Here is a 20,907-nt window from a genome sequence, read left to right on the forward strand (position 1 = left end):
GGCGGGACTGGGTGTGGCTGGAGCGGGGCGGAGGGGGGAGCGTGGTGTGCGGTTGGGCGGGTGTGGGGTGGGGGTGGAGCGTGATGGGCAGTCGGGCGAGTGGGTGAGTGAGTGGGTGAGGTGGATCGGGGCGGAGCTGAGGTCGGGCGGGGTGAGGAGAGGAGGGGTGAAGTGTCCTTTGTGGCAATCGGCTGTTGCCGCACTGGGAATGATCTTGATGGGTGACCGTCCACCGGTGGGGCGTTGTTAACTGTGCGTTGCGATGTTCTCCGGATCTATCGAATGGGTGAATGAGTGTGGAGGATTGAAGGGGCTTCCTCGACGGCGCGGGCGGGCTGTTGGCGTTCATTGGTCTGGTGCCGCGATCGGGGCTGGAGGGGGGTGTGCGGTTTGCCGGGATCGCTGTTCGGGATCGAGGACCGGGGTGCGACCTGGGCGGGTGGGGGTCGATTGGCCCAGTGGGTGGTCCTGGTCGGGGCGCTGCGAGTGCTCTCGGTGGGTGGGATTGACGGGTGGGCGGGTGGGGTTGGTCTTGATGGGGGATGGCGTGAAAATTGTTCTCGTTTGGGGTTGGTGAGTCTTCACGGCGGAAAGGGGGTGCGCTTTCGGGGAGTGCGTGCGGGGTATCAGGCAGTTGGTGACAACTTTCATGTTCCGGCCGTGGAATGGTTCAGCGGTGGACCTGGGAAACGGGCGGTACCGGATCGGGGGATGACGCTTGTCGGACCAAGTGGTTGCGAGGTACAAACACCGAATGCCCGCCCTCCCCGCCTTCCTTTCCCGCTTTCTCGCCGTCGCCCTGCTGGCCGGGTTGTGCCTGGTCGGTTCCGGGCCGGTGGCCGTCGCCGACTGGACTCCCGCGCCCGCCTCCTACGGGATGGGCGAGCAGCGGGAGGTGCCGGTCACCATGGCCGACGGCACCGTGCTGCGCGCCGACGTCTACTTCCCCACCAGACCTGACGGCACAGCCGCCCCGGGGCCGTTCCCCGTGGTGCTGACCCAGACGCCCTACGGCGCGTTGATGAGTGCGGCGCCGGGGTTGACCGATCCGGATGCGGGGCTGACCCTGCTCGGTGGTGGGAACAAGTACCTGGTGCAGCGCGGGTACATCAACGTGATCGTCGACGTGCGGGGGACCGGGGGGTCGCAGGGGACCTGGGACTTCCTCGGGCAGCGGGAGGCCCAGGACGGTGCGGCGCTGGTCCGGTGGGCCGCCGGGCTGCCGAACTCCAGTGGGGTCGTGGGGCTGGATGGGGCCTCGTACATGGCCATCAATCAGTTCTTCACCGTCGCCGAGTTGGGGCCGGGGTCGCCGGTGAAGGCGATGTTCCCGATGGTGCCCAGCATTGATCCCTACCGCGACATGGTGTTTCCCGGCGGGAACTTCGGGGCTGCGTCCAATGTGGTCTACCTGGCCCTCACCGGGTTCATGCAGTTGGTCAACGCCGTCACGGCGGGCAACCCGGACCTGCTGGTGGTGCTGTTGCAGCGGGTGGCGGGGCTGCTGACCTTCCACGTCAGCACGCTCCTCCAGGGCACGACCGACGGTGAACTCGTCTACGACGGGGCCTACTGGCAGGCGCGCAGCCCGCGCGGTGTGCTCGACGACGTGGTCCGCTCGGGGGTGCCCATCCAGATGATGGGCGGGTGGGACGACGTGTTCGAGCGCGGCCAGCTCCACCTCTACAACGACCTCCAGTCGATCGCGGCGGGTGGGCGGGCCGGGCAGCCGATGCGGCCGGAGCAGGTCGTGGACCCCCGGTACCGGTTGACGATGGGGCCGTGGCACCACGTCACCGTCGGGTCCGGGATCGACGTGGACCGGTTGCGGTTGCAGTGGTTCGACCACTACCTCAAGGGCCTCGACACCGGGATCGGCGGGCCGACGCTGCGGCTGAACGAGGTCGGCACCGACCGGTGGGTGGGGGCGACGCACTTCCCGTTCCCGCAGGCCACTCCGACCGCGCTCTACCCGCGCGCCAACGGGGGGCTGTCCACCACCGCCTCGACCACGTCCGGCTCCGACACGATCATCTACACGCCCGCCGCCGTCCCGTGCAACCGGGGGTTGGACCAGGCGACCGCCGGTGGGCTGGTCGCGGTGTTCAACGCGTTGCGGATTCCGCCGCCGTGCGCGCACAACGACAACCTCACCCAGTTGCCGCTGCTGGGGCAGACCTACACGACCGAACCGTTCAGCACGCCGCAGGTGATCGCCGGGCCGATGTCGGCTTCGATCGTGGCCACGTCCAGCCGGGCGGACACGCAGTTCGCCGTGACCGTCTCCACCGTCGCGCCGAACGGGGTGTCCACGCCGGTGAGCAGCGGGTCGCTGCTGGGGTCGCAGCGGGCGGTCGACGAGGCGCAGAGCTGGCGGGCGCCGGACGGGAACTACCTGCTGCCCTACCACCCGTTCACCCGGGAGGCGGCGCAGCCGGTGCCGGTGTTCTCCCGGGTGCGCTACGACATCGAGGTGCCCACGACGGTGGCCCGGGTCGAAGCCGGGCACCGGCTGCGGGTGACCGTGTCCAGCGCCGACACGCCCCGGCTGCTGTCCACGCCGCTGGACCTGCTCAACCAGCTCGGCGGGGTCTACGGGATCAAGTGGGGGCCGGGCGGGTCGCTCGTGGAGATCCCGCTGGCACCCGTGGACGCGTTCGCGGAGGCCCCGCCCGCTTGAGGTCTGCCGGTCTGGGGTTCGGCCTTCCGGGGGTCGGGCTGATGGGGCTCGACCGCCTGGATCGGGGGCTGGTCGGGTCCGGGCGGTCGCCCGCGGTGTTCGGGGCCGCAGGCGACCGGTCCGGTGGTCGGGAGCACCCACCTGCCGGGGTGGCGGGTCAGTCGGCGTGGTTGTGGGCTCGGTCTTGGGAGTGGGGTGCGGCGAGGGTGTGGGCGTCGACCTCGGCGGCGAGGGTGGCGATGGTGACCTCGTCGGGGTCGGCGGTGGTGGTGTCGGGGGGCAGGGTGATGCCGAAGCGGTGTTCGACCCTGGACAGCAGGTGGCGCAGGGATTCGCTGGTGCCGCCGAGGGTGGCGAAGTCGTCGGTGAGGGTGGGGGTGGTCTGGGTGTCGAGGGCTTCGCGCCAGAGTTGGGTGAGCAGGTGCTGGGTGGTGGTGCGGCCGGGGTTGGCGCGGTCGACCTCGCCGTCGCGGGTGCGGGGGAGTTCGGCGACCGGGAGGTAGCGGTGGGGGCGCAGGTGGTGGGGGAGGGCTTCGGCCACCCGGCCCGCGACCTCCAGGCGCAGCCGTTCCCACCAGACCGGGTCGCCGGTCACGCCCGGTGGGGGGACCACGTAGGCGACCAGTTCCGGGTCGCCCGTGGTGGCGGTGGTGGTGACCAGGCAGGCCTCCACCTCGGGGTGCTGGTTGACCACCGCCTCGACCTCCGCCGGTTCCACCCGGTGGCCGCGGACGTTGAGCTGGTCGTCGGCGCGGCCCAGCCAGGCGAAGCCGCCGTCGGGGAGGGGGCGGACGCGGTCGCCGGTGCGGAAGGTGCGCTCGCCGTCTCGGACCACGAAGCGGCGGGCGGTGCGGGCGGCGCGGTTGAGGTAGCCGCGGGCCACGCCGGGGCCGCTGACGAACAGTTCCTCGCCCGCCAGGTGGAAGGTGACGCCCGGCAGCGGGCGGCCGATGGGGCTCACCGACGGGGCGTCCAGGTCGGCGGTGGTGAGCCGGTGGCAGGAGGCGTGGACGGTCGTCTCGGTGCTGCCGTACGTGGTGACGAGCTGGGGGCCGGTGTCGCCGTGCCGGGCGAACCAGGGGCGGAGTATTTCCACGTCCACGCGTTCGCCTGCCAGGACGACCGCGCGCAGGCTGGGTGGGGTCGGGCCCGCGGCCTGGAAGTGGCGGAACGCCGTGGGGGTCTGGTTGAGCACGGTCACGGACTCGGCGGTGACCAGCGCGTGCAGGCGCCGCGCGTCGCGGGCCACCGCGCGGGGGACGACGACCAGCCTGCCCCCGTGCAGCAGGGCGCCCCACAGCTCCCAGACCGAGAGGTCGAAGCCCACCGAGTGCAGCAGGGGCCAGACGTCGTCGGCGCCGAACCCGAACCGGTGGTCGGTGGCGGTGAACAGGTGCAGCACGCTGCGGTGCTCGACCAGCACGCCCTCGGGGGCGCCGGTGGGGCCGGAGGTGTGCATGACGTAGGCGAGGTCGGTGCCCGCGACCGGGGCGGGCGGGGTGGGAGCCGCCACCTCGTCCGGGTCGTCGATGAGGACCGCGGGGACGTCGGGGGCGAAGCCCGCGGTGCGGGTGGTGGCCAGGACCACCGGGGCGGCGCAGTCGGCCACCAGCCAGCGGATGCGCAGCTCCGGGACGGCGGGGTCGACCGGCACGTACGCGCCGCCGGACAGCGTCGCCGCGACCAGGCCGACCACCAGCTCCAGGCCCGGGTCGGCGATCAGCGGCACCGGCGTGTCCGCGCCGACGCCCGCCGCGCGCAGGGCCGCCGCCACCCGCTCCGCCCTGGCGGCCAGGTCGCGGTAGGTCAGCTCGCCGTCGTCCGCCGTCACCGCGACGCGGTCGGGGTGCTCGGCGACCGCGAGCCGGAACGCCTCCGCCAGCGACCGCGCCCGCGCGGGCGGTGGCTGCGCCCGCCGGTCTGCCCGCTGGGCCGGGGGTTCGGCGTTCGGCATCGGTTCTCCTGCGCTGGAGCGGAATCCGGGCGACCGGCCACGGATTCGCGCTGTGGCGGAAGGGTTTCCTCGACGGTCGAGCGAAGACGCGGTGTGGGACGGGTTCATGGTGGCCGGGGGGTCGGTTGTCGTCAACCACCGTTGGTGGTACGTCACTCGTGCACGTGCGGATGCCCGGGAAAGCGCGAAACCCCGCTCCACGGCCGGGAGCGGGGTTTCGCGGCGATCCCGGTGCTCAGGCCGAGCCCGCCGCCAGCAGCGACCAGCACATGAACGCGACCGCGGCGATGTTGAACACCGAGCGGATGTGGTTCCAGCGCGTCCACGGGCCCTCGTAGCGGGTGCGGACCCCCGCCGGGTCGGTGATGTTGCCGCGCTTGACGGTCTTGTCCAGCATGTCGTTGAGCGGGACGTTGAAGCGGCCGGTGAGCATGAACGAGATGAAGTACGCGCCGAAGGCCAGCACCAGCGGCAGCAGGACCGACCGCTCGCCCCAGTGCAGCGCGATCGCGGCGATTCCGAACAGGACGGAGCCGACGTAGCAGAACATGAACCAGCCGTTGAGGATGGCGGAGTTGATCCGGGCCATCACGTCGATGAAGGTGCGGTCGTCGGTGCCGCGCAGGCCGATCATGACCGAGATGGAGAAGCCGAAGAACAGCCCGGCGACGATTCCCATGGTGATCGTGGTGAGCACCAGCAACACCACTCGGACGGTTTCCACGACTCAAGCACCCCCTGGGTGGCAAGAACAGATCGGACTTTCCACCCATATTCAACCGGTCGCCGCCACCGGGGTCCATACGCGACAAGCGCGGGTCTGTAAGCCTGCGTCTCGCGTTCACCCGCCCGGGGTCAGGGGTGGTCGAGCAGGGCGGCGGCGATGAGGTCGCGCATCACCTCGCTCGGGCCCGCGGCCATGGTGGCGGCCCTGGCCTCGGCGTGCGCCCTGGCCACGGGGGAGTCGGCCGCGTAGCCGGGCGAGCCGTGCAGTTGCAGGCACCGGTCGGCGACCTCGCAGGCCAGTTCGGTGGTGAGCAGCTTGGCCATGGACGCCTCGGTCGCCGGGAGGTCGCCGCCCGCCAGCCGCCGGACCGCGTCGTAGGTCAGGTGGCGGGCGGCGTGCAGCCGGGTGGTCAGGTCGGCGATCGTGTGCCGGGGCGCCTGCCTGCTCGCCAGCGGGGCGCCGAAGGCGTGCCGGGTGCGCAGGTGGTCGCGGGTGGCGTCGAGGCAGTGCTCGATGCCGCCGAGGGCGAGGGTGGCGGCGACCAGGCGTTCGAGCTGGAAGCCGCGCATGAGGTAGTAGAAGCCGCTGTCGCGCTTGCCGATCACGTTCGACGCGGGGACCCGGGCGGCGGTGAAGCGGAGTTCGGCCGTGGCCGCGCTGTGCCAGCCGGGTTTCTCCTGCGGGGTGGCCTCGACGCCGGGGGTGGCGGTCTCCACGACGACCAGGGACACGCCGGTGGGGCCGGTGCGGGCCCGCCCGGTGCGCGCGGCGACGACCAGGAAGTCCGCGGTGGTGCCGTTGGTGATCATGGACTTGGTGCCGTCGAGCAGGAGGTCGTCGCCGTCGGGGGTGGCGGTGACGGCGAGCGCGCCGAGGTCCGAGCCCGCCTGCGGTTCGGTGACGGCCAGCGCCGCGACCGCCGTGCCCGCGATGGCGGGGGTGAGGTACCGGTCCTTGAGCGCCGCCGACCCGTGGGCGGCGAGGTAGTGGGTGGCCATGTGGGAGTGCACGGCCACCGCCGCCCGGAACCCGCTGTACCCGGTGCGGCCCAGTTCCTCCAGCAGCACCACCGAGCGGAACAGGTCGTCGGTGGTGTGTAGCAGCCCCAGGTAGCCCCACGACCCCAGCCGCTCCCAGGCGTCGCGGGGGATGGCGCGGGCGCGCTCCCAGTCGGGCAGGTGCGGGAGGACGTGCGCGGCGAGGGTGGCCCGCACCCCGGCGCGGAACTCCTCGTGGGCCGGGGTCAGGTGCACCGAGCGCGGGCTCATCGGACGGCGTCCTCCAGCGCCGCGGTCAGGTCGGCGAGGCGGGTGGCGGTGAACACCGTGTCCGGGGCCAGCACGTCCTCGCCGAGTCGGTCCTCGACCTGGGCGATGAGCCGGACGGCGGTGAGGGAGTTGCCGCCGAGGGCGAAGAAGTCGGCGTCGGGGTGCACGGCGTCGGGACCGAACAGCCCCGCCCACACCTCGGCCAGCACGGCCGCGGCCGGGGTCCGCGAACCCGCCTGCTCCTCGGGCACCTCGTCCAGGGAGCGGACGAACACGACCCGGTCGACGCCCAGTTCCGCCGCCAGGTCCGGCGGTGGCGCCCAGGTGACCCCGTTGCCGGGGCGGGCGTCGGGTCTGCGGCCGTAGACGGTGTGGCACGGAGTGTCGACCAGCCGGGGGTCCTGGTCGTGGGCGGTGCTGAAACCCTTGTCCGCCAGCAGGTCCAGGGTTCGCCGCAGGCGGCCGTCGAGGTCGTGCACCTCGACGGCGATCTGGCGGATGCGCGGCCAGGTGGCGTCGTCGATGCCCGCGAGCGCCTCCTCCTCGGCCTTCTCCACGTCCAGCTTGAGCAGGTCGACGGTCCGTTCGCCGATCACCGCCGACAGTGTCGTGACCGGCACCCGCCGCACCACCGGGGCCATCCGGTCGGCGACGAGCCCGCTCAGGTCGGCGCCGGTGTCCCCGGTGACCAGGTAGGCGTGCAGCACCGCCTGGTCCTCCGCGGCGTCGGCGAAGCGGCCGGACATGACGGTGTTGCCGGGGTAGAAGGTGAACTCCGCCTCGCCCGCCCGGTCGCCGACCGCGGCGGCCACCACGGTGACGTCGGCGCCGTGCAGCGCCGCGTTCGCCGCGACGGCCGCCGCGGCCTCCGGCAGCGGCTCCACGGCGATGATCGTCGCTCCGGGGCTGTGCGCGGCGGCGAACAGGCTGAACATCCCGATGTTGGCGCCCGCGTCGACCACCACGGCGCCGTCGGGCAGGGCGATCCCGTGCCGCAGGTAGGCGTTGTCCGCCCAGACCTCCCGGTGCAGGAACTCGGTCTCGGTGCGGTTGATCCCGGCGACCGGGAACCCCGGCACCGGCTCGTGCCAGGCCAGGGGGTCCGGCAGGGCGGTGCCCAGCGCCCGGTGCGGCAGCGGGGCGCGCACCGGGTCGGGGACGACGTAGGCGGTGCCGCCGCGGACGACGGCGGCGCTGACGGCGGGGTGCTCGGTCATCTCGGCTCCGGGTCTGTCTGGTCGCTGTGGCGGCGGGGGTCGGGGTCGGCGATGAAGCCGGTGGCGAGGGTGAGCAGGTCCTCGCCCGCGTCGAAGGCGGACAGGTGGTCACCGGTGGGGAACTCGACCAGGGCGGCGTTCGGCAGGGCGGCGGCGACGTACCGCGACCCGGCCGGGTGCGCGGTGGTGTCGGCGCCGCTGGTGACCACCAGGGTCGGCTGCGCCGCGGCGGCGGCCAGCGGGCGGCAGTCGGTGGCCATGATCGCCCCGTTGAGGGCGCCGTAGCGGTACAGCAGCTCCGGGGTGGCGTACGGGTAGTAGAGGTGGTGGGCGATGTCCGCGCGCAGCGTCGCCAGGGCCTGCGGCCTGCGGAACAGCCCGTGCAGCGACGCCGCCTTCGCCCTGGACCGGCCCGCCATGGTCATCAGCGCTTGGACGTCCTGCTGGTGGGCGGTCTTGGGCGCCGCCTCCCCGAGTTCGTAGTCGCCGTGCCACAGGCTCAGCGAGCCGACCCGGTCGGTGCGCGCGGCGGCGGCCAGCGCGATCGGCGCGCCCCCGCACAGACCGACCAGGTGCGCGCCGGTCATGCCGTGCGCGTCGAGCAGGGTGAGCAGGTCGGCCGCCTGGGTGTCGACGCCGGTGGCGCCGTCGTCGAACTCCGGGGTGAACAGCCCGCGCGAGTCCCAGGTGAGCACCCGGTGCTCGCGGGAGAGCCGGTCGAGCCAGCGGGAGATGAGCCCCACCGGCATCCCGCACGCCGACACGACCACCACCGGCGGCCCGTCGGCGGGCCCGGACAGGTGGCAGCGCAGCGGCACGCCGTCGGCGGCGGGCACGACGGCGGGAATCGGCAGCGGTTCCACCGCCCCCACCGGCTCCGTCCAGTCCACTCGGGACAATCGGGCGGTGATGACCAGTTCCGCCGCCGACAACCCGGTCACGTCCGGCACCACCGACACCCCGGGCAGGCCCAGGGCGTCGGTGAGCGCGGAGAGCACCGGCGCGGCGGCGGCGGGCAGCGCCACCCGCTGCGGCGGGTCCAGGGCCAGCAGCAGCGGGGCGACGTCCGCGACCGCCGCGCGGGCCGTCACCGGCGGCGGGTGGGGAACGGGTGGCCCAGGGTCGTCTCGGTGGCGATCCGGTTGTGGTCGTAGGCGTTCTCCCCGCTGACCAGCACCGCCCCGTAGCGCTCCAGGCTCACCTGCCCGCCGTACTCCTCGATCTGCTCGGTGTCGGGGTAGATCCGCACCGAGGTCGGCACGTACCGGGCGGCGAAGCCCAGCCGCATCTGCTTGCTCAGGCCGCTGTGCGGGTGCGAGGCGTGCATCAGCGTCGACCAGAACACGATGAACTGGCCCGCGGGCATCTCCATCGACCGCGCCTGCGACTCGTCGGGCTTCCAGTCCGGGTCGATCTGGAGCTCGCGGTAGTCGTAGCCGAAGAAACCGCGCCGCACGCCGTCCTTCTCCACGTTCGTGGCCTGCTCGGGGTCGTAGTGCATCCGCTTGGTCTCGTCGTAGTTCATGCTCTGGTGGGTGCCGGGGATGAACTGGAGGCACCCGGTGTCGACCATCGCGTCGGTGAAGGCGCACCACACGGTGATCGTGCCGCCGAAGTCGGACCCGTTGGGCCACAGGATCTGCGGGGTGCCCGAGGCGTTGGCGAAGGTGTCGGCCTGGTGCCAGTCGGTGCCCTCGTCGCCGGGGTACTTGGGGAAGAACTCGGTGCGCCAGCACAGCACGTCCGGGCCGAGGATGCTGCTGACCCGGTCGACGATCTGCGGGGAGCAGATGTGGTCGGCGAGGAACGCGTTGTCCAGGTGCCGGTCGTAGTTGGCGATGTTCGTGGCGCCGGACTTGGCCGCCTCGTCCTGGTAGACCGCGTCGGAGCGGTCCATCAGCCGGATGCGCTCGCGGCGCCAGGTCTGGGTGATCTCGTCGTGCTCGTAGAGCGGGAACGGACCGGCGAAGCCGTTCTTCTGGAACCCGGCCAATTCGTCGGGGGTGAGGGGGAACTCGGTCACGGTCAGCCTTTCGTCGCTGTGGTGGCGCGCTCGACCGCCGCGGCCAGGGAGGACACGGTGACGCCGTCGAGCAGCACCGCCAGGTCGAGTTCGGTGCCGAAGTGCTCGTTGACCCTGGTGAACATGCGCAGCAGGCTCAGCGAGGTGCCGCCGAGGTCGAAGAAGTCCAGGTCGTGGTCCACCGCGTCGGCGCCGAGCACCTCCCGCCAGATCCGGTCGACCTCGCCCTCGGTGCCCTCGGCCACCTCGCCGCCGGTCAGCACCGCGGCCCGGTCGAGCTTGCCGTTGCGGGTCAGCGGGAGCGCCGCCACCGGGAAGTACGCCGAGGGCCGCAGGTGCCGGGGCAGCGCCTCGGTGACCAGCGCGGCCAACTGCGAGCGCAGGCGTTCCCAGCGCACCGGGTCGTCGCCGACCCCCGGCGGCGCCACCACGTGCGCGACCAGCCGCACGTCGCCGTCGCCGTGGTCGCGGGCGCCGACCAGGCAGCCCGCCACCTCGGGGTGCCCGCCGAGGACCGCCTCCACCTCCGCGGGCTCGATCCGGTAGCCGCGCACCTTGAGCTGGTCGTCGACGCGGCCCAGGTACTCGTACTCGCCGTCGTCGCGGCGGCGGACCCGGTCGCCGGTGCGGTAGGCGCGCTCGCCGTCGAGGTCGACGAACCGCTCGGCGGTCAGCTCCGGGCGGTCGAGGTAACCGCGGGCCACGCCGACCCCGGTGACGTACAGCTCGTCGCCGCGCAGGTGGAAGTCCAGGCCGGGCAGCGGGACCCCGATCGGGCTGACCCTCGGGTCGGCCAAGTCGGCCGGGGTGATGCGGCGCAGCGAGGCGTGCACGGTGGTCTCGGTGATGCCGTACATGTTCACCACCTCCGGGCCGTCGTCGGCCTGCCGGTCGAACCACGGGCGCAGCAGGCCGACGTCCAGCCGCTCCCCGCCGAGCACGACCAGGCGCAGCTTGTCCGGTGGCGCGCCGGTGCCGACGAACTGCCGCAGCGCCGACGGGGTCTGGCTCAGCACCGTGACCCCCTCGGCCCCGACCAGCGCGCGGAAGCGGCCCGGGTTGCGCGAGACCTCGTGCGGCACCACGACCAGCCTGCCGCCGTGCAGCAGGGCGCCCCAGACCTCCCACACGGAGAAGTCGAAGGCCACCGAGTGGAACATCGTCCACACGTCGTTCTCGTCGAAGCCGAACCGGGACCCGGTGCCGCGGAACAGGTTCAGCACGCTGCGGTGCTCGACCAGCACGCCCTTGGGGGTGCCCGTCGAGCCGGAGGTGTGGATCACGTACGCCAGGTCGGTGTCGCGGACCGGCTCGCCACCGGGGTCGCCCTCGACGTCACCGGGGGCGTCGAGCAGGACGGTGGTCGCCCCCGGCACCAGGGCCGCCGTGGCGGTCGTCGCGAGCACCGCGGGCGCGTCGAGGCCGTCGAGCAGCAGCCGGACCCGCTTGGGCGGGGTGTCCGGGTCGACGGGCAGGTAGGCGCCGCCCGCGGTCACCGCCGCGACCAACCCGACGACGAGGTCCAGCGAGGGTTCGGCGAGCAGCGGGACCACGGTGTCGGCGCGCACGCCCGCGACGCGCAGCCCGGCGGCGACCGCGCCCGCGCGCTCGCGCAGTTCGCTGTAGGTCAGCTCGCCGTCCGGCGCGGTCACCGCCACCCGCCGGGGGTGGCGGTCGGCCATGCGGGAGAATTGTTCGGGAAGTGATTGTGCCTGCCGTTCCACGGGGTGAGCGGTGTGTGGCATCTGCTTCTCCTGCGGTGGGCGGAATCGTGGGCGCAGCGTGAACGGACACCCTGGGGCGTCGGTACTTCCGTGCGGATTCGGTGAACACCCTGCCGGGAGTGGGCAGGCACTTTCATGTTGGTCTCGGGCCGGTGCTCCGTCAACCACTGATGGCAGTACGCTTCGCGTTCCATTCGGAGAGGGAGTCGGGAACGCATGGTAATCGAAACCGACGATCGTGCCGCCTTTCGGGTGACGCAGCGGGACCTGGTGGACCCGTTCAGTTCCGCCCGTTCGCCGCGAACGGTGCTGGTCGTGCCCAGCATGACGCTCGACAGCGCCGGTCTGGTGAAGATCCCCGGGGTGAACCACTACGAGGAGCGGTTCCTTGTCTTCCTGCAATTGCTGCGGGACCCGGCCGTGCGCGTGGTGTTCGTCACCAGCGAACCGATTGCCGACGCGGTCGTCGATTATTCCCTTAGATTGTTCGGCTGCACCCGCGAGCGGCTGACAATGCTCGACTGCGGCAGCCGCGACCCCATTCCACTCACTGAGAAGGTGCTCCGGCGGCCGGACCTGCTGGCCGCGCTGCGGGCGCTCGACCCGTCGGTGCTGGTCGCGTTCAACGGCTCGCCGCAGGAGCGGGCGCTGGCCGTGCGGCTGGGCGTGCCGCTGTTCGCCGCCGACCCCGACCTGGCGGGCCTGGGCTCCAAGACCGGCTCGCGCAGGCTGTTCGCCGAGGCGGGGGTGCCGGTCGCACCGGGGTTCGACGGGCTGCGCGACACCGGTGACGTGGTGGCCGCGCTGGCCGACCTGCGCGCGGCCGACCCGACCGTCGGCTCGGCGATCGTCAAGCTCAACGACAGCTTCGGCGCAGGTGGCAACGTCGTGTTCAGCTTCGACGGCGCCCCGGGGACCGGCCTGGCCGACTGGGTGCGCCGCGAACTGCCCGGCCGCGCGGTGTTCGCCTCGCCGCCGGACTCGTGGGAGGACTACGCGGCCAAGGTCGACGAGATGGGCGCGGTGGTCGAGCGGTTCGTGACCGCCGACGAGACCACCTCGCCCTCGGCGCAGGTGCTGCTCGTCGACGGCGCGGCCCGGGTGCTCTCCACCCACGACCAGGTGCTCGCCGGGGCGGAGAAGCAGATCTTCGTCGGCTGCACCTTCCCCTCGCGCGCGGAATACCGCACGCAGGTGCAGGACATGGCGCTGCGGGCGGGAACGGCCTTGGCCCGGGCCGGGGTGAGCGGAATCGCCAGCGTCGACTTCGTCTCCGCCCGCACCGGGGACGCGTGGCGGCATTTCGGGTTGGAGGTCAACCTCCGGATGGGTGGTGGTACGGCACCGTTTCTCATGCTGCGCGGATTGGTTCCCGGCGAATACGACCCGAGCACGGCCGAGTTCCGCGCCGAGGACGGGACACCCCGTTCCTACTTCGCCACCGACCGGGTTCTCCGCCCGGAATACCGGGCGCTGCGACCGGCGGACCTGATCGGCGTTCTCGACACCGAGCGGTTCGACCCGGAATCGCGCACCGGGGCGGCCGGTTACATGCTCAGCGCGGTGGAGATCGGCCGCTTCGGCGTCGTGTACGTCGACCGCGACACCGCCCTCGCCACCGCCGGGTACCGCAGGGTGGTCGCGGGCGTCGACGCGCTCGTCTGACGGCGTGGGAGCCGAGGGGTTCGGGCTCCCCTCGGCTCCGCGACCGGACGACACCCACCGGTGTCGGGGCACCCGTGCGTCACCTGGACCGGTGATCGGGGTGGACGGCGGTGTGAACCGCGTTGTGCCCGCCCCGCGGATGTGACCAAGGTGGACGGACGCATGACCGACAGCCATCGGAGGACCGCACGATGTTCCGTTCCACTGCCCGTGGTGCCGTGATGACCGCCCTCGCCGCCGCCGCGCTGGCGGCTCCGGCGATGACCGCCACCGCGACGACCGACCCCGGCCAGCACCAGATCGTCCCGGTGCACAGCGGGAAGTGCCTCGACGTGCTGGGCGCGAACCCGGGTGACGACACCAACATCGTCCAGTCGACCTGCGACGGCCGCGTCAGCCAGCGCTTCTCCGCCAAGTCCGCGGGCAACGACACCTGGCTGATCTTGTCCGAGGCGACCCTGAAGTGCTTCCAGGCGACGCCCGCGGGCCAGGAGGGCGGGGACGTCGTGCAGCGCACCTGCGACGGCAGCCCCGTCCAGCGGTGGCGGGTGGAGGGCGAGGCCGCGCACGGGTACCAGGTCGTGTCCGGCCTCACCGGCCTGTGCCTTGAGGTGGCGTACGCCTCCCCGGAGGACGGGGCCGAGGTGCGCCAGTACCCCTGCCACGGCCAGGCCAACCAGCGCTTCTCCTTCGACGGCGTCCCCGCGTGACGTGAGGTCCGTCCGGGGGTGACCGGTTCCCGGCCACCCCCGGACGCGGTGGTGCCCGGTCGGCGCACGGCCGACCGGGCACCACCACCCGGCGAGGGCTCTGCTCAGCCCGCCAGCTCCAGGATGACCTGGGTGAGGCGCTCCGGCGCCTCCAGCGGCAGCATGTGCCCGCAGCGCGGCACGCTCTCGAACCGCGCGTTGGGCAGCGCGTCGGCGACGGCGGCACCCAGCTCCGGCTTGATCACGGTGTCGGCGTCGCCCGCCAGGACCACGGTCGGGACGGTGACCGAGGCGAGGGCGGCGCGGAAGTCCATGCCCCGACCGGCGGCGAAGAACGCGGCGCGGGTCTTGCGGTCGATCGCGGCGAACATCGCGCGGTTGGTCTCGCTCACCGACGGCAGCGGCTCCGGGCCCAGGGTCGAGCCGAGCATCTTGCGACCCAGCGGCGCGCGGCGCAGCGCCCAACTGAACACCGGGTTGCCCATCAGGCTGATCTCGCTGTTCGGGGCGTCCTGGTCGTGCGCGGCGGTGGCGAACAGGGCCAGCGCCTTCACCCTGACCCCGGCCTCGGCGGCCCGGTTGGTCACGTACCACTGGGCGGCGAACCCGCCACCGGAGTGGCCCGCCAGCACGGCGTCGCGGACGTCGACCGCGGCGAGCACGTCCGCCAGGTCCAGGCCCAGGCGCTCGACGGTGATCGGTGCGGAGCCCAGCGTCGAGGCGCCGTGGCCGCGGTGGTCGTAGGAGACCACGGTGTGGCCCGCGCTCAGCAGGCGGCGCCGCACGCCCGCCCACGCCTCGCGGCCCGCGGCCCAGCCGTGGCTGAGCACGACCGTGCCCAGGGAGGGACCCGCCGGGGTGGCGACGGTGACGGCGATCTCGGCGCCGTCGGAGGTGCGGACCGTGGAGTCGAGCGAACCCGGGGTGGCCGCCTTGTCGCTGAGCAGGGCGTTGAGCCGGGTGAACGCGCCCTGCGCGCCCTCGGAGTGCTGCTGGCCGACGTCCGACAGCTTCGAGATGACCTTCATGAAGCCCTGTGGGGCGGCGTTGAAGTGCATCGACAGCTTGGTGCGGTTCCCGGCGGCGGGCTCGACGAAGAACTCGCAGGAACCCAGGAACGAGCCGGAGACGTAGTCCGCGGCGATCCGCCTGCCCGGGTCCACGCTGGTGGTGCGGGCGATGAACTTGAACTTCGGGCCGCCCTGGTCGACGCCCTTGGCGTGCACGGTCACCTCGGTCTCGCCGAGGAGTTCCTGCGGCGGGCGGGCCCCGGCCTTGAAGGTGTTCTTCGGGGTCCACCACCTGCCGCCGCCGTTGAGTTCGCTGACCAGCTCGGCCCAGACCTTGTCCGGTGTGGACTCGATGTAGTGGGTGTCGATGATGTCGTACGTGGGCATCGTGTGCCTCCCTTGAGCAGAAGGGTGAGTGCCTCCTTTCGGGGAGGCGGGGAACGGGGTCGGGGACGCGGTGACCGCGCCCCCGACACTGGGATCAGCCGAAGAAGCCCTGACCCGGGGTGAGGACGTGGTCCGGGTCGTAGCGCCGCTTGGCCGCGAGCAGGCCGGACCAGGCGGGGCCGAAGTGCCGCTGCCACTGCGCGCGGGTCATGCCCGGGATGGCGCCGACGAGGTACCGCTTGCCGCCGAGGGCCACGGCCCGGTCGTAGAGCCTGCGGTTCTGCTCCAGCATCGCCGCGATCCGGGTCTCGCCCGGCGGCGGGAAGCGCAGCAGGTCGAACAGGTAGACGATCGGCTCGTCGGCCCGGGAGAACAGCGGCTGCCTGACCTTGGCGGTGTTGATCGGCGACAGCACCGAGAAGCCCGCGCCCAGGTCGGCGGGGGTCAGCTCGGGCACGACCGACTCGACGAACCGCTTGACCGTCGAGGCGGGCATGATCAGGCTCAGCCACGGGTGCGGCTGGGCCATGAAGTCGTTCTCCTTGAGGAAGTCCTCCCAGGCGTTGGCCCGGAACACCCAGTCCAGGTACGGCAGGGGGTAGATGTCCGCGGCCGACCGCACGTCGCGCAGGCCGTTGAGCAGCGCGGCCTGGTCGGGGGCGGCGGCGTAGGACACGGCCTCCAGCCGGTACCACCAGCCGGAGTCGTCCGGCTTGCGGGCGAGTTCCCCGGACTGGTGCTCGAAGCGGCCGTCGCGCAGCAGCTTCTCCTGGTCGGCCAGGAAGATGCCCAGGTTGTCGTAGAACAGGGAGAACACGAGCGCCGAGGTCGGCGCCGGGATCATCTTGACCTTGAGCTTGGTGATGATCCCGACCTGCCCGCCGCCCGCGAGCGCGGCGTGGAACAGGTCCGCGCGGGTGGTGGGGGTGGCGGTGAGGACGCGGCCGTCGCCGGTCACGACCTCGATCTCCTGGACGGTGTCGGCTTGCAGGCCGTACTTCGCGGTGCCGCCGCCGATGCCGCCGACGCTGACCGTGCCGCCGATCGACAGGTGCAGGTAGTCGGTCAGCGCGGGCGGGGTCTTGCCCTTGGCGTAGCCCGCGGTGACCAGCTCGCCCCAGGTGACCCCGGGGCCGACCACGGCGTGGTTGCTGCCGATGGTGTGGATGGTCGCCAGCGCCTTGGCGTCGATGGACACGCCGCCGCGGACCTGCGCCTGGCCGTAGCAGGAGTGCGACTCCACGTCGGCGTCGCGCCCGCCCTGCCCGTTCACCGCGACCTTGAGGCCGAGGCGGCGGGCGTACTGCACGACCTTGACGATGTCGGCCACCGAACCGGGCCGCAGCACGGCCTTGGGCAGGTCGTGCACCAGGCCGCCGAAGTCCTTGCCGAACGCGGCGAGCGCGCCGGGGCTGTACTCCAGCGTCCCCTCCAGGCGCGGGGCCGCCACCAGGCCCGGGGTCCGGGTCGCCGCGTCCGCGGTGACCCAGGAACCCGTGACCGTGCTGAACCCCGCCACCGCCGCCCCGACACCGAGGCCCTTGAGCAACCCGCGACGGCTCAACGCCGGTCTGCCCGCGTCGATCGTGTCTGCGTCGATCCTGCCCATGTCCCCTGTTCCCCTTACGCCTGAGCCGTGATGGGGCTCTGCTCGCCGATGAGCGTGGTGACCTGGTAGGACTCCAGGTCGAACTTCTTGGTCTCCTTGCGGAACCGCCAGGTGTAGGTCGGCCAGATCGAGGGGTTGCGGCCGTGCGCGTCCTGGTACCACGAGGCGCAGCCGCCCGCGGTCCAGACCGTGCCCTCCTGGAGCTTGCCCAGCTTCTCGGTGAAGGCCGCCTGCGCCTGCGCGTGCACCTCGACCGAGGCCAGGCCGCGGGCGTCGATGACCTTCAGCGCGTCGAGCACGTAGTTCAACTGCGCCTCGATCATGACCGTCTGCGACGAGTGCCCCAGCGTGGTGCCCGGGCCGAGCAGCATGAACAGGTTCGGGAACCCGCTGACGGTGGTGCCCCGGTACCCGGTCATCCCGTTCTCGGCCCACTCCTTGCCCAGGGTCAGGCCGTCCTTGCCGGTGATCCGGGCGGCGAACGGGCGCTCGGTGGCGGCGAAGCCGGTGGCCAGGATGATCGCGTCGACCTCGCGGGTGGTGCCGTCCGCGGTGGTGATCGAGTTCGGGCCCACCTGGGTGATGCCGTCGGTGATGAGCTGGGCGTTGTCGGCCTGGATCGCCGGGTAGTAGTAGTTGGAGAACAGCATCCGCTTGCAGCCGACGGTGTAGTCCGGGGTGAGCTTGGCGCGCAGCTCCGGGTCGGCCACCGACTTCGCCAGGTGCTTGGCGGTCATGCCGCCCAGGGTCTTCTCGGCGATCGGCGGGCGGGTCATCATGAACGCCAGGACCTCGCGGCCCCACTGGTTGAACCCGCGGCGGAAGCTCTGGTAGCCGGGGACCTTGCGGAACATCCAGCCCTTGAGCTTCGAGGTGGGCTTGTCGTTCTTCGGGCCGATCCAGGCGGGGGTGCGCTGGTGGACGTGCAGCTCGCCGACCTTCGGCTGGATCTTCGGCACGAACTGCAACGCCGAGGCGCCGGTGCCGATGACGGCGACCTTCTTGCCGTCGAGGTCGTAGTCGTGGTCCCACCGAGAGGAGTGGAACATCGTGCCCTGGAAGTCGGTCAGACCGGCGATGTCCGGCACCACCGGGTCGGACAGGTAACCGGTGCCGGTCACCAGGACCTGCGAGGTGTAGTCCCCGGCGGTCGTGGCGATCCGCCAGACCTTGGCCTCGTCGTCCCAGTCGGCGGAGACGACCTCGTGCCGGAACCGGATGTGCGGGCGCAGCCGGAAGCGGTCGGTCAGGTCCTTGAGGTAGGTGAACAGCTCGTCGCGGGTGCCGAAGGTCTTCGACCAGTTCGGGTTCTGGGCGAAGGAGAACGAGTACAGCAGCGCCATGACGTCGCACTCGGCGCCGGGGTAGCTGTTGTCGCGCCAGGTCCCGCCGACCTCGTCGGCGCGGTCGAAGAGCAGGAAGTCGTCCACGCCGGACTGCTGGAGCCGGATCGCCATGCCCAGCCCGGAGAAACCGGTGCCGATGATCGCGACCTTCACGTGGTGGGTGCGCTTTCCGTTGCCGCCGCTGGAGGTCGGGCCGGCCGGAGAGTCGATCGTGGAGTCGGTGATAGTCACGGCAGACCAGTCCTCAGGCGTTGCGGTGCAGGACGATGCGGAAGTTGTTGAAGACCTTGTCCTCAAGGGTGTACGCGAAGATGTCCAGGTAGCGCTCGAAGCGCTGCACGACCTCTTCACCGACCATCCCGACGGCCTCGGGGCGGCGCTCGGCCAGGTTCTCCAGCCACGCCCGGCAGGCGCGGGAGAAGGTCTCGCGCTCGTTGCGCAGCTCGATGATCTCGAACTTGCCCTCGAACGACTGCACCAGCTCGTTGGTGTGCGGGATGTAGCAGCCCTCGAACTCCTCGCGCTGCAGGAACTTCAGGTCGTCGATGAGCTGGCGGGTGATCCGCGGCGACTCGATGGTCATCATGTGCAGGACCAGGCGACCGCCCGGCTTGATCAGCGAGTGGCACTGGTTGAAGAAGGCGCGGAAGCGGTTCACGCGCTCCTTCGGGGTGAGGCTGGAGAGGACGAAGTGCTCCAGGGCGTTGACGCAGAACGCGGCGTCGTAGGGCTCGTCGGTGCGGTGGTCCTCCCAGCTCTCCACCTTGATCTCGACCTTGTCGTTGCCGAGGGAGTCGACGTACTCCTTCTGGCTGCGGCTCAGGGTGACGCCGACGGCCTTCTGCACGCCGTGCTTGTCCACCGCCTGGGTGAGCATGGTGCCCCAACCCGAGCCGATGTCGAGGACCTTCTTGGCGCCCACGGCACCGGCGGCCTCGATGAAGGCGTCGAGCTTGCGGTACTGGGCCTCGTCGTGGGCCTCGCGCAGGTCCTCGCCCTCGTACCAGTAGCCGCCGGAGTACATCATCGCCGGGCCCAGGATCAGGCGGTAGAAGTCGTTGCTGACCTCGTAGTGGTGGCGGATCGCGTCGACCTCGGGGTTGATCTGCCGGGTTTCGAGGGTGGTCATGGTGGCCTTCTTCCTTGTCGTGGCTCCGGGGCGCGGCTGGCGGCCTCCTCAAACTGGGGATGAGGTAATCGCGGTGGGCGCAACAGCCGCGCAAGTCCGGAAACCGCCCCCCGTTGCGCTCCTCCCAGTGGTGAGACGCGCGAACACGTCTTGCGTCGGACTTGCAGCCGGTGTCGTAGAACAAGCCTCGACGAGGTTTCAAGCGGTCTTGCGGAACCCACGGTGAGGAGAGGCATGTGAACGACTCAGTTGCGTGGCGACACATCACGCCGAAGGTTGAGGCGATCAACCATCGGATCAGGGAGCTGGAGTGGGAGCCCGCCCGCCGCAACAACTTCGTGGCGTACACCCCGGAGGTGGGCACCCCGTACGTCCACCTCGACGGCGAGCGGTTCCTGATGATGTCCGGCTACGGCTACGTCGGCCTCAACGGCGACCCCCGGGTGCTGGAGGCGGCCAAGGCCGCGGTCGACACCTACGGCACCGGCACCCCCGGCGTCCGCGCGCTGGCGGGCACCGTCCCGCTGCACGAGGAGCTGGAGGGCGAGATCGCGAAGTTCTTCGGCCGCGAGGGTGCCCTGGTGTTCAGCTCCGGCTACGCCGCCAACGTCGGCACCATCGGCGCCCTGGTCGGCGCCGGGGACACCATCTTCCTGGACAAGCTCGACCACGCCAGCATCGTCGACGGCGCGCAGCTCAGCGGGGCGAAGCTGACCCGCTTCCGGCACAACGACCCCAAGCACCTCGACAGCCGCCTGGCCGCCGCCGACAAGTCCGGCACGCTGCTGGTCATCGTCGACAGCGTCTACTCCATGGACGGCGACATCGCCCCGCTGCCGGAGCTGCGCGAGGTCTGCGACCGCCACGGCGCGCTGCTCATGGTCGACGAGGCGCACGCCCTCGGCACCATCGGCGCCACCGGCCGCGGCATCGAGGAACACTTCAACTACGAGGTCAAGGCCGACATCAAGGTCGGCACGCTGTCCAAGGCGGTCCCGTCCAACGGTGGCTACCTGTGCGGCTCGGAGGCGTTCCTCCAGTACCTCAAGCGGCTGGCCCGGCCGTTCCTGTTCTCCGCCGCCCTCAACCCGGCGGCGGTCGGCGCGGCCCTGGAGACCATCCGCATCCTGGACCGGGAGCCGTGGCGGGTCACCCACGCGCAGACCGAGTCGGCGCGGTTCCGCTCGATCGTGCAGGAGGCGGGCTTCGACACCGGCCTGTCGCAGACCGCCGTGGTGCCGCTGATCGTCGGCTCCGACGAGAACGCCTGGGACTTCGCCACCGCCTCCCGCAAGGCGGGCGTCATCGGCCTGCCGGTGATGACCCCGGCGGTGGAGAAGGGCCGGGCCCGGCTGCGCATCGCCATCACCGCGGCGCACTCGAAGGACGACGTGGACGCGGGCGCCGAGGCGTTCATCACCGCGGCCCGCCAGCTCCGGCTGATCGGCGGCTGAGGCC

Annotated in this window: 15 protein-coding genes; 4 read left to right on the forward strand and 11 right to left on the reverse strand. The window is 71.8% G+C overall.

Annotated elements, in window-relative coordinates:
• The first annotated feature begins 754 nt into the window (after nt 1-754).
• Complete coding sequence (locus DFQ13_RS21355; RefSeq protein ID WP_110081089.1) at nt 755-2,680, forward strand: CocE/NonD family hydrolase; 1,926 nt, start codon at nt 755-757, stop codon at nt 2,678-2,680.
• Nucleotides 2,681-2,837: 157 nt separating this feature from the next.
• Here DFQ13_RS21355 and DFQ13_RS21360 read toward each other — a convergent pair whose 3' ends face one another.
• From DFQ13_RS21360 to DFQ13_RS21390, 7 genes are all read right to left on the reverse strand, one after another.
• Nucleotides 2,838-4,634 (reverse strand): non-ribosomal peptide synthetase, encoded by a 1,797-nt coding sequence (locus DFQ13_RS21360; protein WP_110081090.1) that lies wholly within the window; start codon nt 4,632-4,634, stop codon nt 2,838-2,840.
• A 235-nt stretch (nt 4,635-4,869) separates the two neighbouring features.
• Nucleotides 4,870-5,358, reverse strand: a complete 489-nt coding sequence (locus DFQ13_RS21365; protein WP_035283433.1) for an anthrone oxygenase family protein — start codon at nt 5,356-5,358, stop codon at nt 4,870-4,872.
• Between the two features lie 131 nt (nt 5,359-5,489).
• Nucleotides 5,490-6,629 carry an acyl-CoA dehydrogenase family protein gene (locus tag DFQ13_RS21370; RefSeq protein ID WP_110081091.1) on the reverse strand — a complete coding sequence of 380 codons (1,140 nt, stop codon included), beginning with the start codon at nt 6,627-6,629 and terminating at the stop codon, nt 5,490-5,492.
• The gene (locus tag DFQ13_RS21375) at nt 6,626-7,846 is read right to left on the reverse strand and encodes an FkbM family methyltransferase (protein ID WP_110081092.1); all 1,221 of its coding nucleotides are present in this window, start codon (nt 7,844-7,846) and stop codon (nt 6,626-6,628) included. The genes DFQ13_RS21370 and DFQ13_RS21375 overlap by 4 nt, the downstream gene beginning before the upstream one ends.
• Nucleotides 7,843-8,937, reverse strand: a complete 1,095-nt coding sequence (locus DFQ13_RS21380; RefSeq protein ID WP_110081093.1) for an alpha/beta fold hydrolase — start codon at nt 8,935-8,937, stop codon at nt 7,843-7,845. The genes DFQ13_RS21375 and DFQ13_RS21380 overlap by 4 nt, the downstream gene beginning before the upstream one ends.
• The gene (locus DFQ13_RS21385; RefSeq protein WP_110081094.1) at nt 8,934-9,869 is read right to left on the reverse strand and encodes a chlorinating enzyme; all 936 of its coding nucleotides are present in this window, start codon (nt 9,867-9,869) and stop codon (nt 8,934-8,936) included. The genes DFQ13_RS21380 and DFQ13_RS21385 overlap by 4 nt, the downstream gene beginning before the upstream one ends.
• 2 nt (nt 9,870-9,871) lie before the next feature.
• Complete coding sequence (locus DFQ13_RS21390; protein ID WP_110081095.1) at nt 9,872-11,551, reverse strand: non-ribosomal peptide synthetase; 1,680 nt, start codon at nt 11,549-11,551, stop codon at nt 9,872-9,874.
• A 294-nt stretch (nt 11,552-11,845) separates the two neighbouring features.
• Here DFQ13_RS21390 and DFQ13_RS21395 point away from each other — a divergent pair, with 294 nt between their 5' ends.
• Together DFQ13_RS21395 and DFQ13_RS21400 are read left to right on the forward strand one after the other, a co-directional pair.
• Nucleotides 11,846-13,258, forward strand: coding sequence for a hypothetical protein (locus DFQ13_RS21395; RefSeq protein WP_233438512.1), 1,413 nt, complete (start codon nt 11,846-11,848; stop codon nt 13,256-13,258).
• Nucleotides 13,259-13,449: 191 nt separating this feature from the next.
• Complete coding sequence (locus DFQ13_RS21400) at nt 13,450-13,968, forward strand: RICIN domain-containing protein (protein ID WP_084175684.1); 519 nt, start codon at nt 13,450-13,452, stop codon at nt 13,966-13,968.
• A 104-nt stretch (nt 13,969-14,072) separates the two neighbouring features.
• On the opposite strand, the gene DFQ13_RS21405 is transcribed toward DFQ13_RS21400, so the two are convergent.
• From DFQ13_RS21405 to DFQ13_RS21420, 4 genes are all read right to left on the reverse strand, one after another.
• Nucleotides 14,073-15,365 carry an alpha/beta fold hydrolase gene (locus tag DFQ13_RS21405; protein WP_219994573.1) on the reverse strand — a complete coding sequence of 431 codons (1,293 nt, stop codon included), beginning with the start codon at nt 15,363-15,365 and terminating at the stop codon, nt 14,073-14,075.
• Between the two features lie 94 nt (nt 15,366-15,459).
• Nucleotides 15,460-16,974 (reverse strand): FAD-binding protein, encoded by a 1,515-nt coding sequence (locus DFQ13_RS21410; RefSeq protein ID WP_110081097.1) that lies wholly within the window; start codon nt 16,972-16,974, stop codon nt 15,460-15,462.
• A gap of 14 nt (nt 16,975-16,988) precedes the next feature.
• The gene (locus tag DFQ13_RS21415; RefSeq protein WP_233438513.1) at nt 16,989-18,551 is read right to left on the reverse strand and encodes a flavin-containing monooxygenase; all 1,563 of its coding nucleotides are present in this window, start codon (nt 18,549-18,551) and stop codon (nt 16,989-16,991) included.
• Between the two features lie 13 nt (nt 18,552-18,564).
• The gene (locus DFQ13_RS21420) at nt 18,565-19,449 is read right to left on the reverse strand and encodes a class I SAM-dependent methyltransferase (RefSeq protein ID WP_035283445.1); all 885 of its coding nucleotides are present in this window, start codon (nt 19,447-19,449) and stop codon (nt 18,565-18,567) included.
• Nucleotides 19,450-19,685: 236 nt separating this feature from the next.
• On the opposite strand from DFQ13_RS21420, the gene DFQ13_RS21425 reads away from it, so the two are divergent.
• Nucleotides 19,686-20,903: an aminotransferase class I/II-fold pyridoxal phosphate-dependent enzyme gene (locus tag DFQ13_RS21425; protein WP_035283447.1), complete on the forward strand. Its 1,218-nt coding sequence runs from the start codon at nt 19,686-19,688 to the stop codon at nt 20,901-20,903.
• Nucleotides 20,904-20,907 lie beyond the last annotated feature (4 nt).

The organism is Actinokineospora spheciospongiae, from assembly GCF_003182415.1.
Lineage (GTDB): Bacteria > Actinomycetota > Actinomycetes > Mycobacteriales > Pseudonocardiaceae > Actinokineospora > Actinokineospora spheciospongiae.

What these genes read in the sequence shown, in the direction of transcription:
- DFQ13_RS21355 (WP_110081089.1), top strand. Translation starts at nt 755, where the DNA reads ATGCCCGCCCTCCCCGCCTTCCTTTCCCGCTTTCTCGCCGTCGCCCTG.
- DFQ13_RS21390 (WP_110081095.1), bottom strand. Translation starts at nt 11,551, where the DNA reads ATGGCCGACCGCCACCCCCGGCGGGTGGCGGTGACCGCGCCGGACGGC.
- DFQ13_RS21370 (WP_110081091.1), bottom strand. Translation starts at nt 6,629, where the DNA reads ATGAGCCCGCGCTCGGTGCACCTGACCCCGGCCCACGAGGAGTTCCGC.
- DFQ13_RS21400 (WP_084175684.1), top strand. Translation starts at nt 13,450, where the DNA reads ATGTTCCGTTCCACTGCCCGTGGTGCCGTGATGACCGCCCTCGCCGCC.
- DFQ13_RS21420 (WP_035283445.1), bottom strand. Translation starts at nt 19,449, where the DNA reads ATGACCACCCTCGAAACCCGGCAGATCAACCCCGAGGTCGACGCGATC.
- DFQ13_RS21405 (WP_219994573.1), bottom strand. Translation starts at nt 15,365, where the DNA reads ATGCCCACGTACGACATCATCGACACCCACTACATCGAGTCCACACCG.
- DFQ13_RS21360 (WP_110081090.1), bottom strand. Translation starts at nt 4,634, where the DNA reads ATGCCGAACGCCGAACCCCCGGCCCAGCGGGCAGACCGGCGGGCGCAG.
- DFQ13_RS21375 (WP_110081092.1), bottom strand. Translation starts at nt 7,846, where the DNA reads ATGACCGAGCACCCCGCCGTCAGCGCCGCCGTCGTCCGCGGCGGCACC.
- DFQ13_RS21410 (WP_110081097.1), bottom strand. Translation starts at nt 16,974, where the DNA reads ATGGGCAGGATCGACGCAGACACGATCGACGCGGGCAGACCGGCGTTG.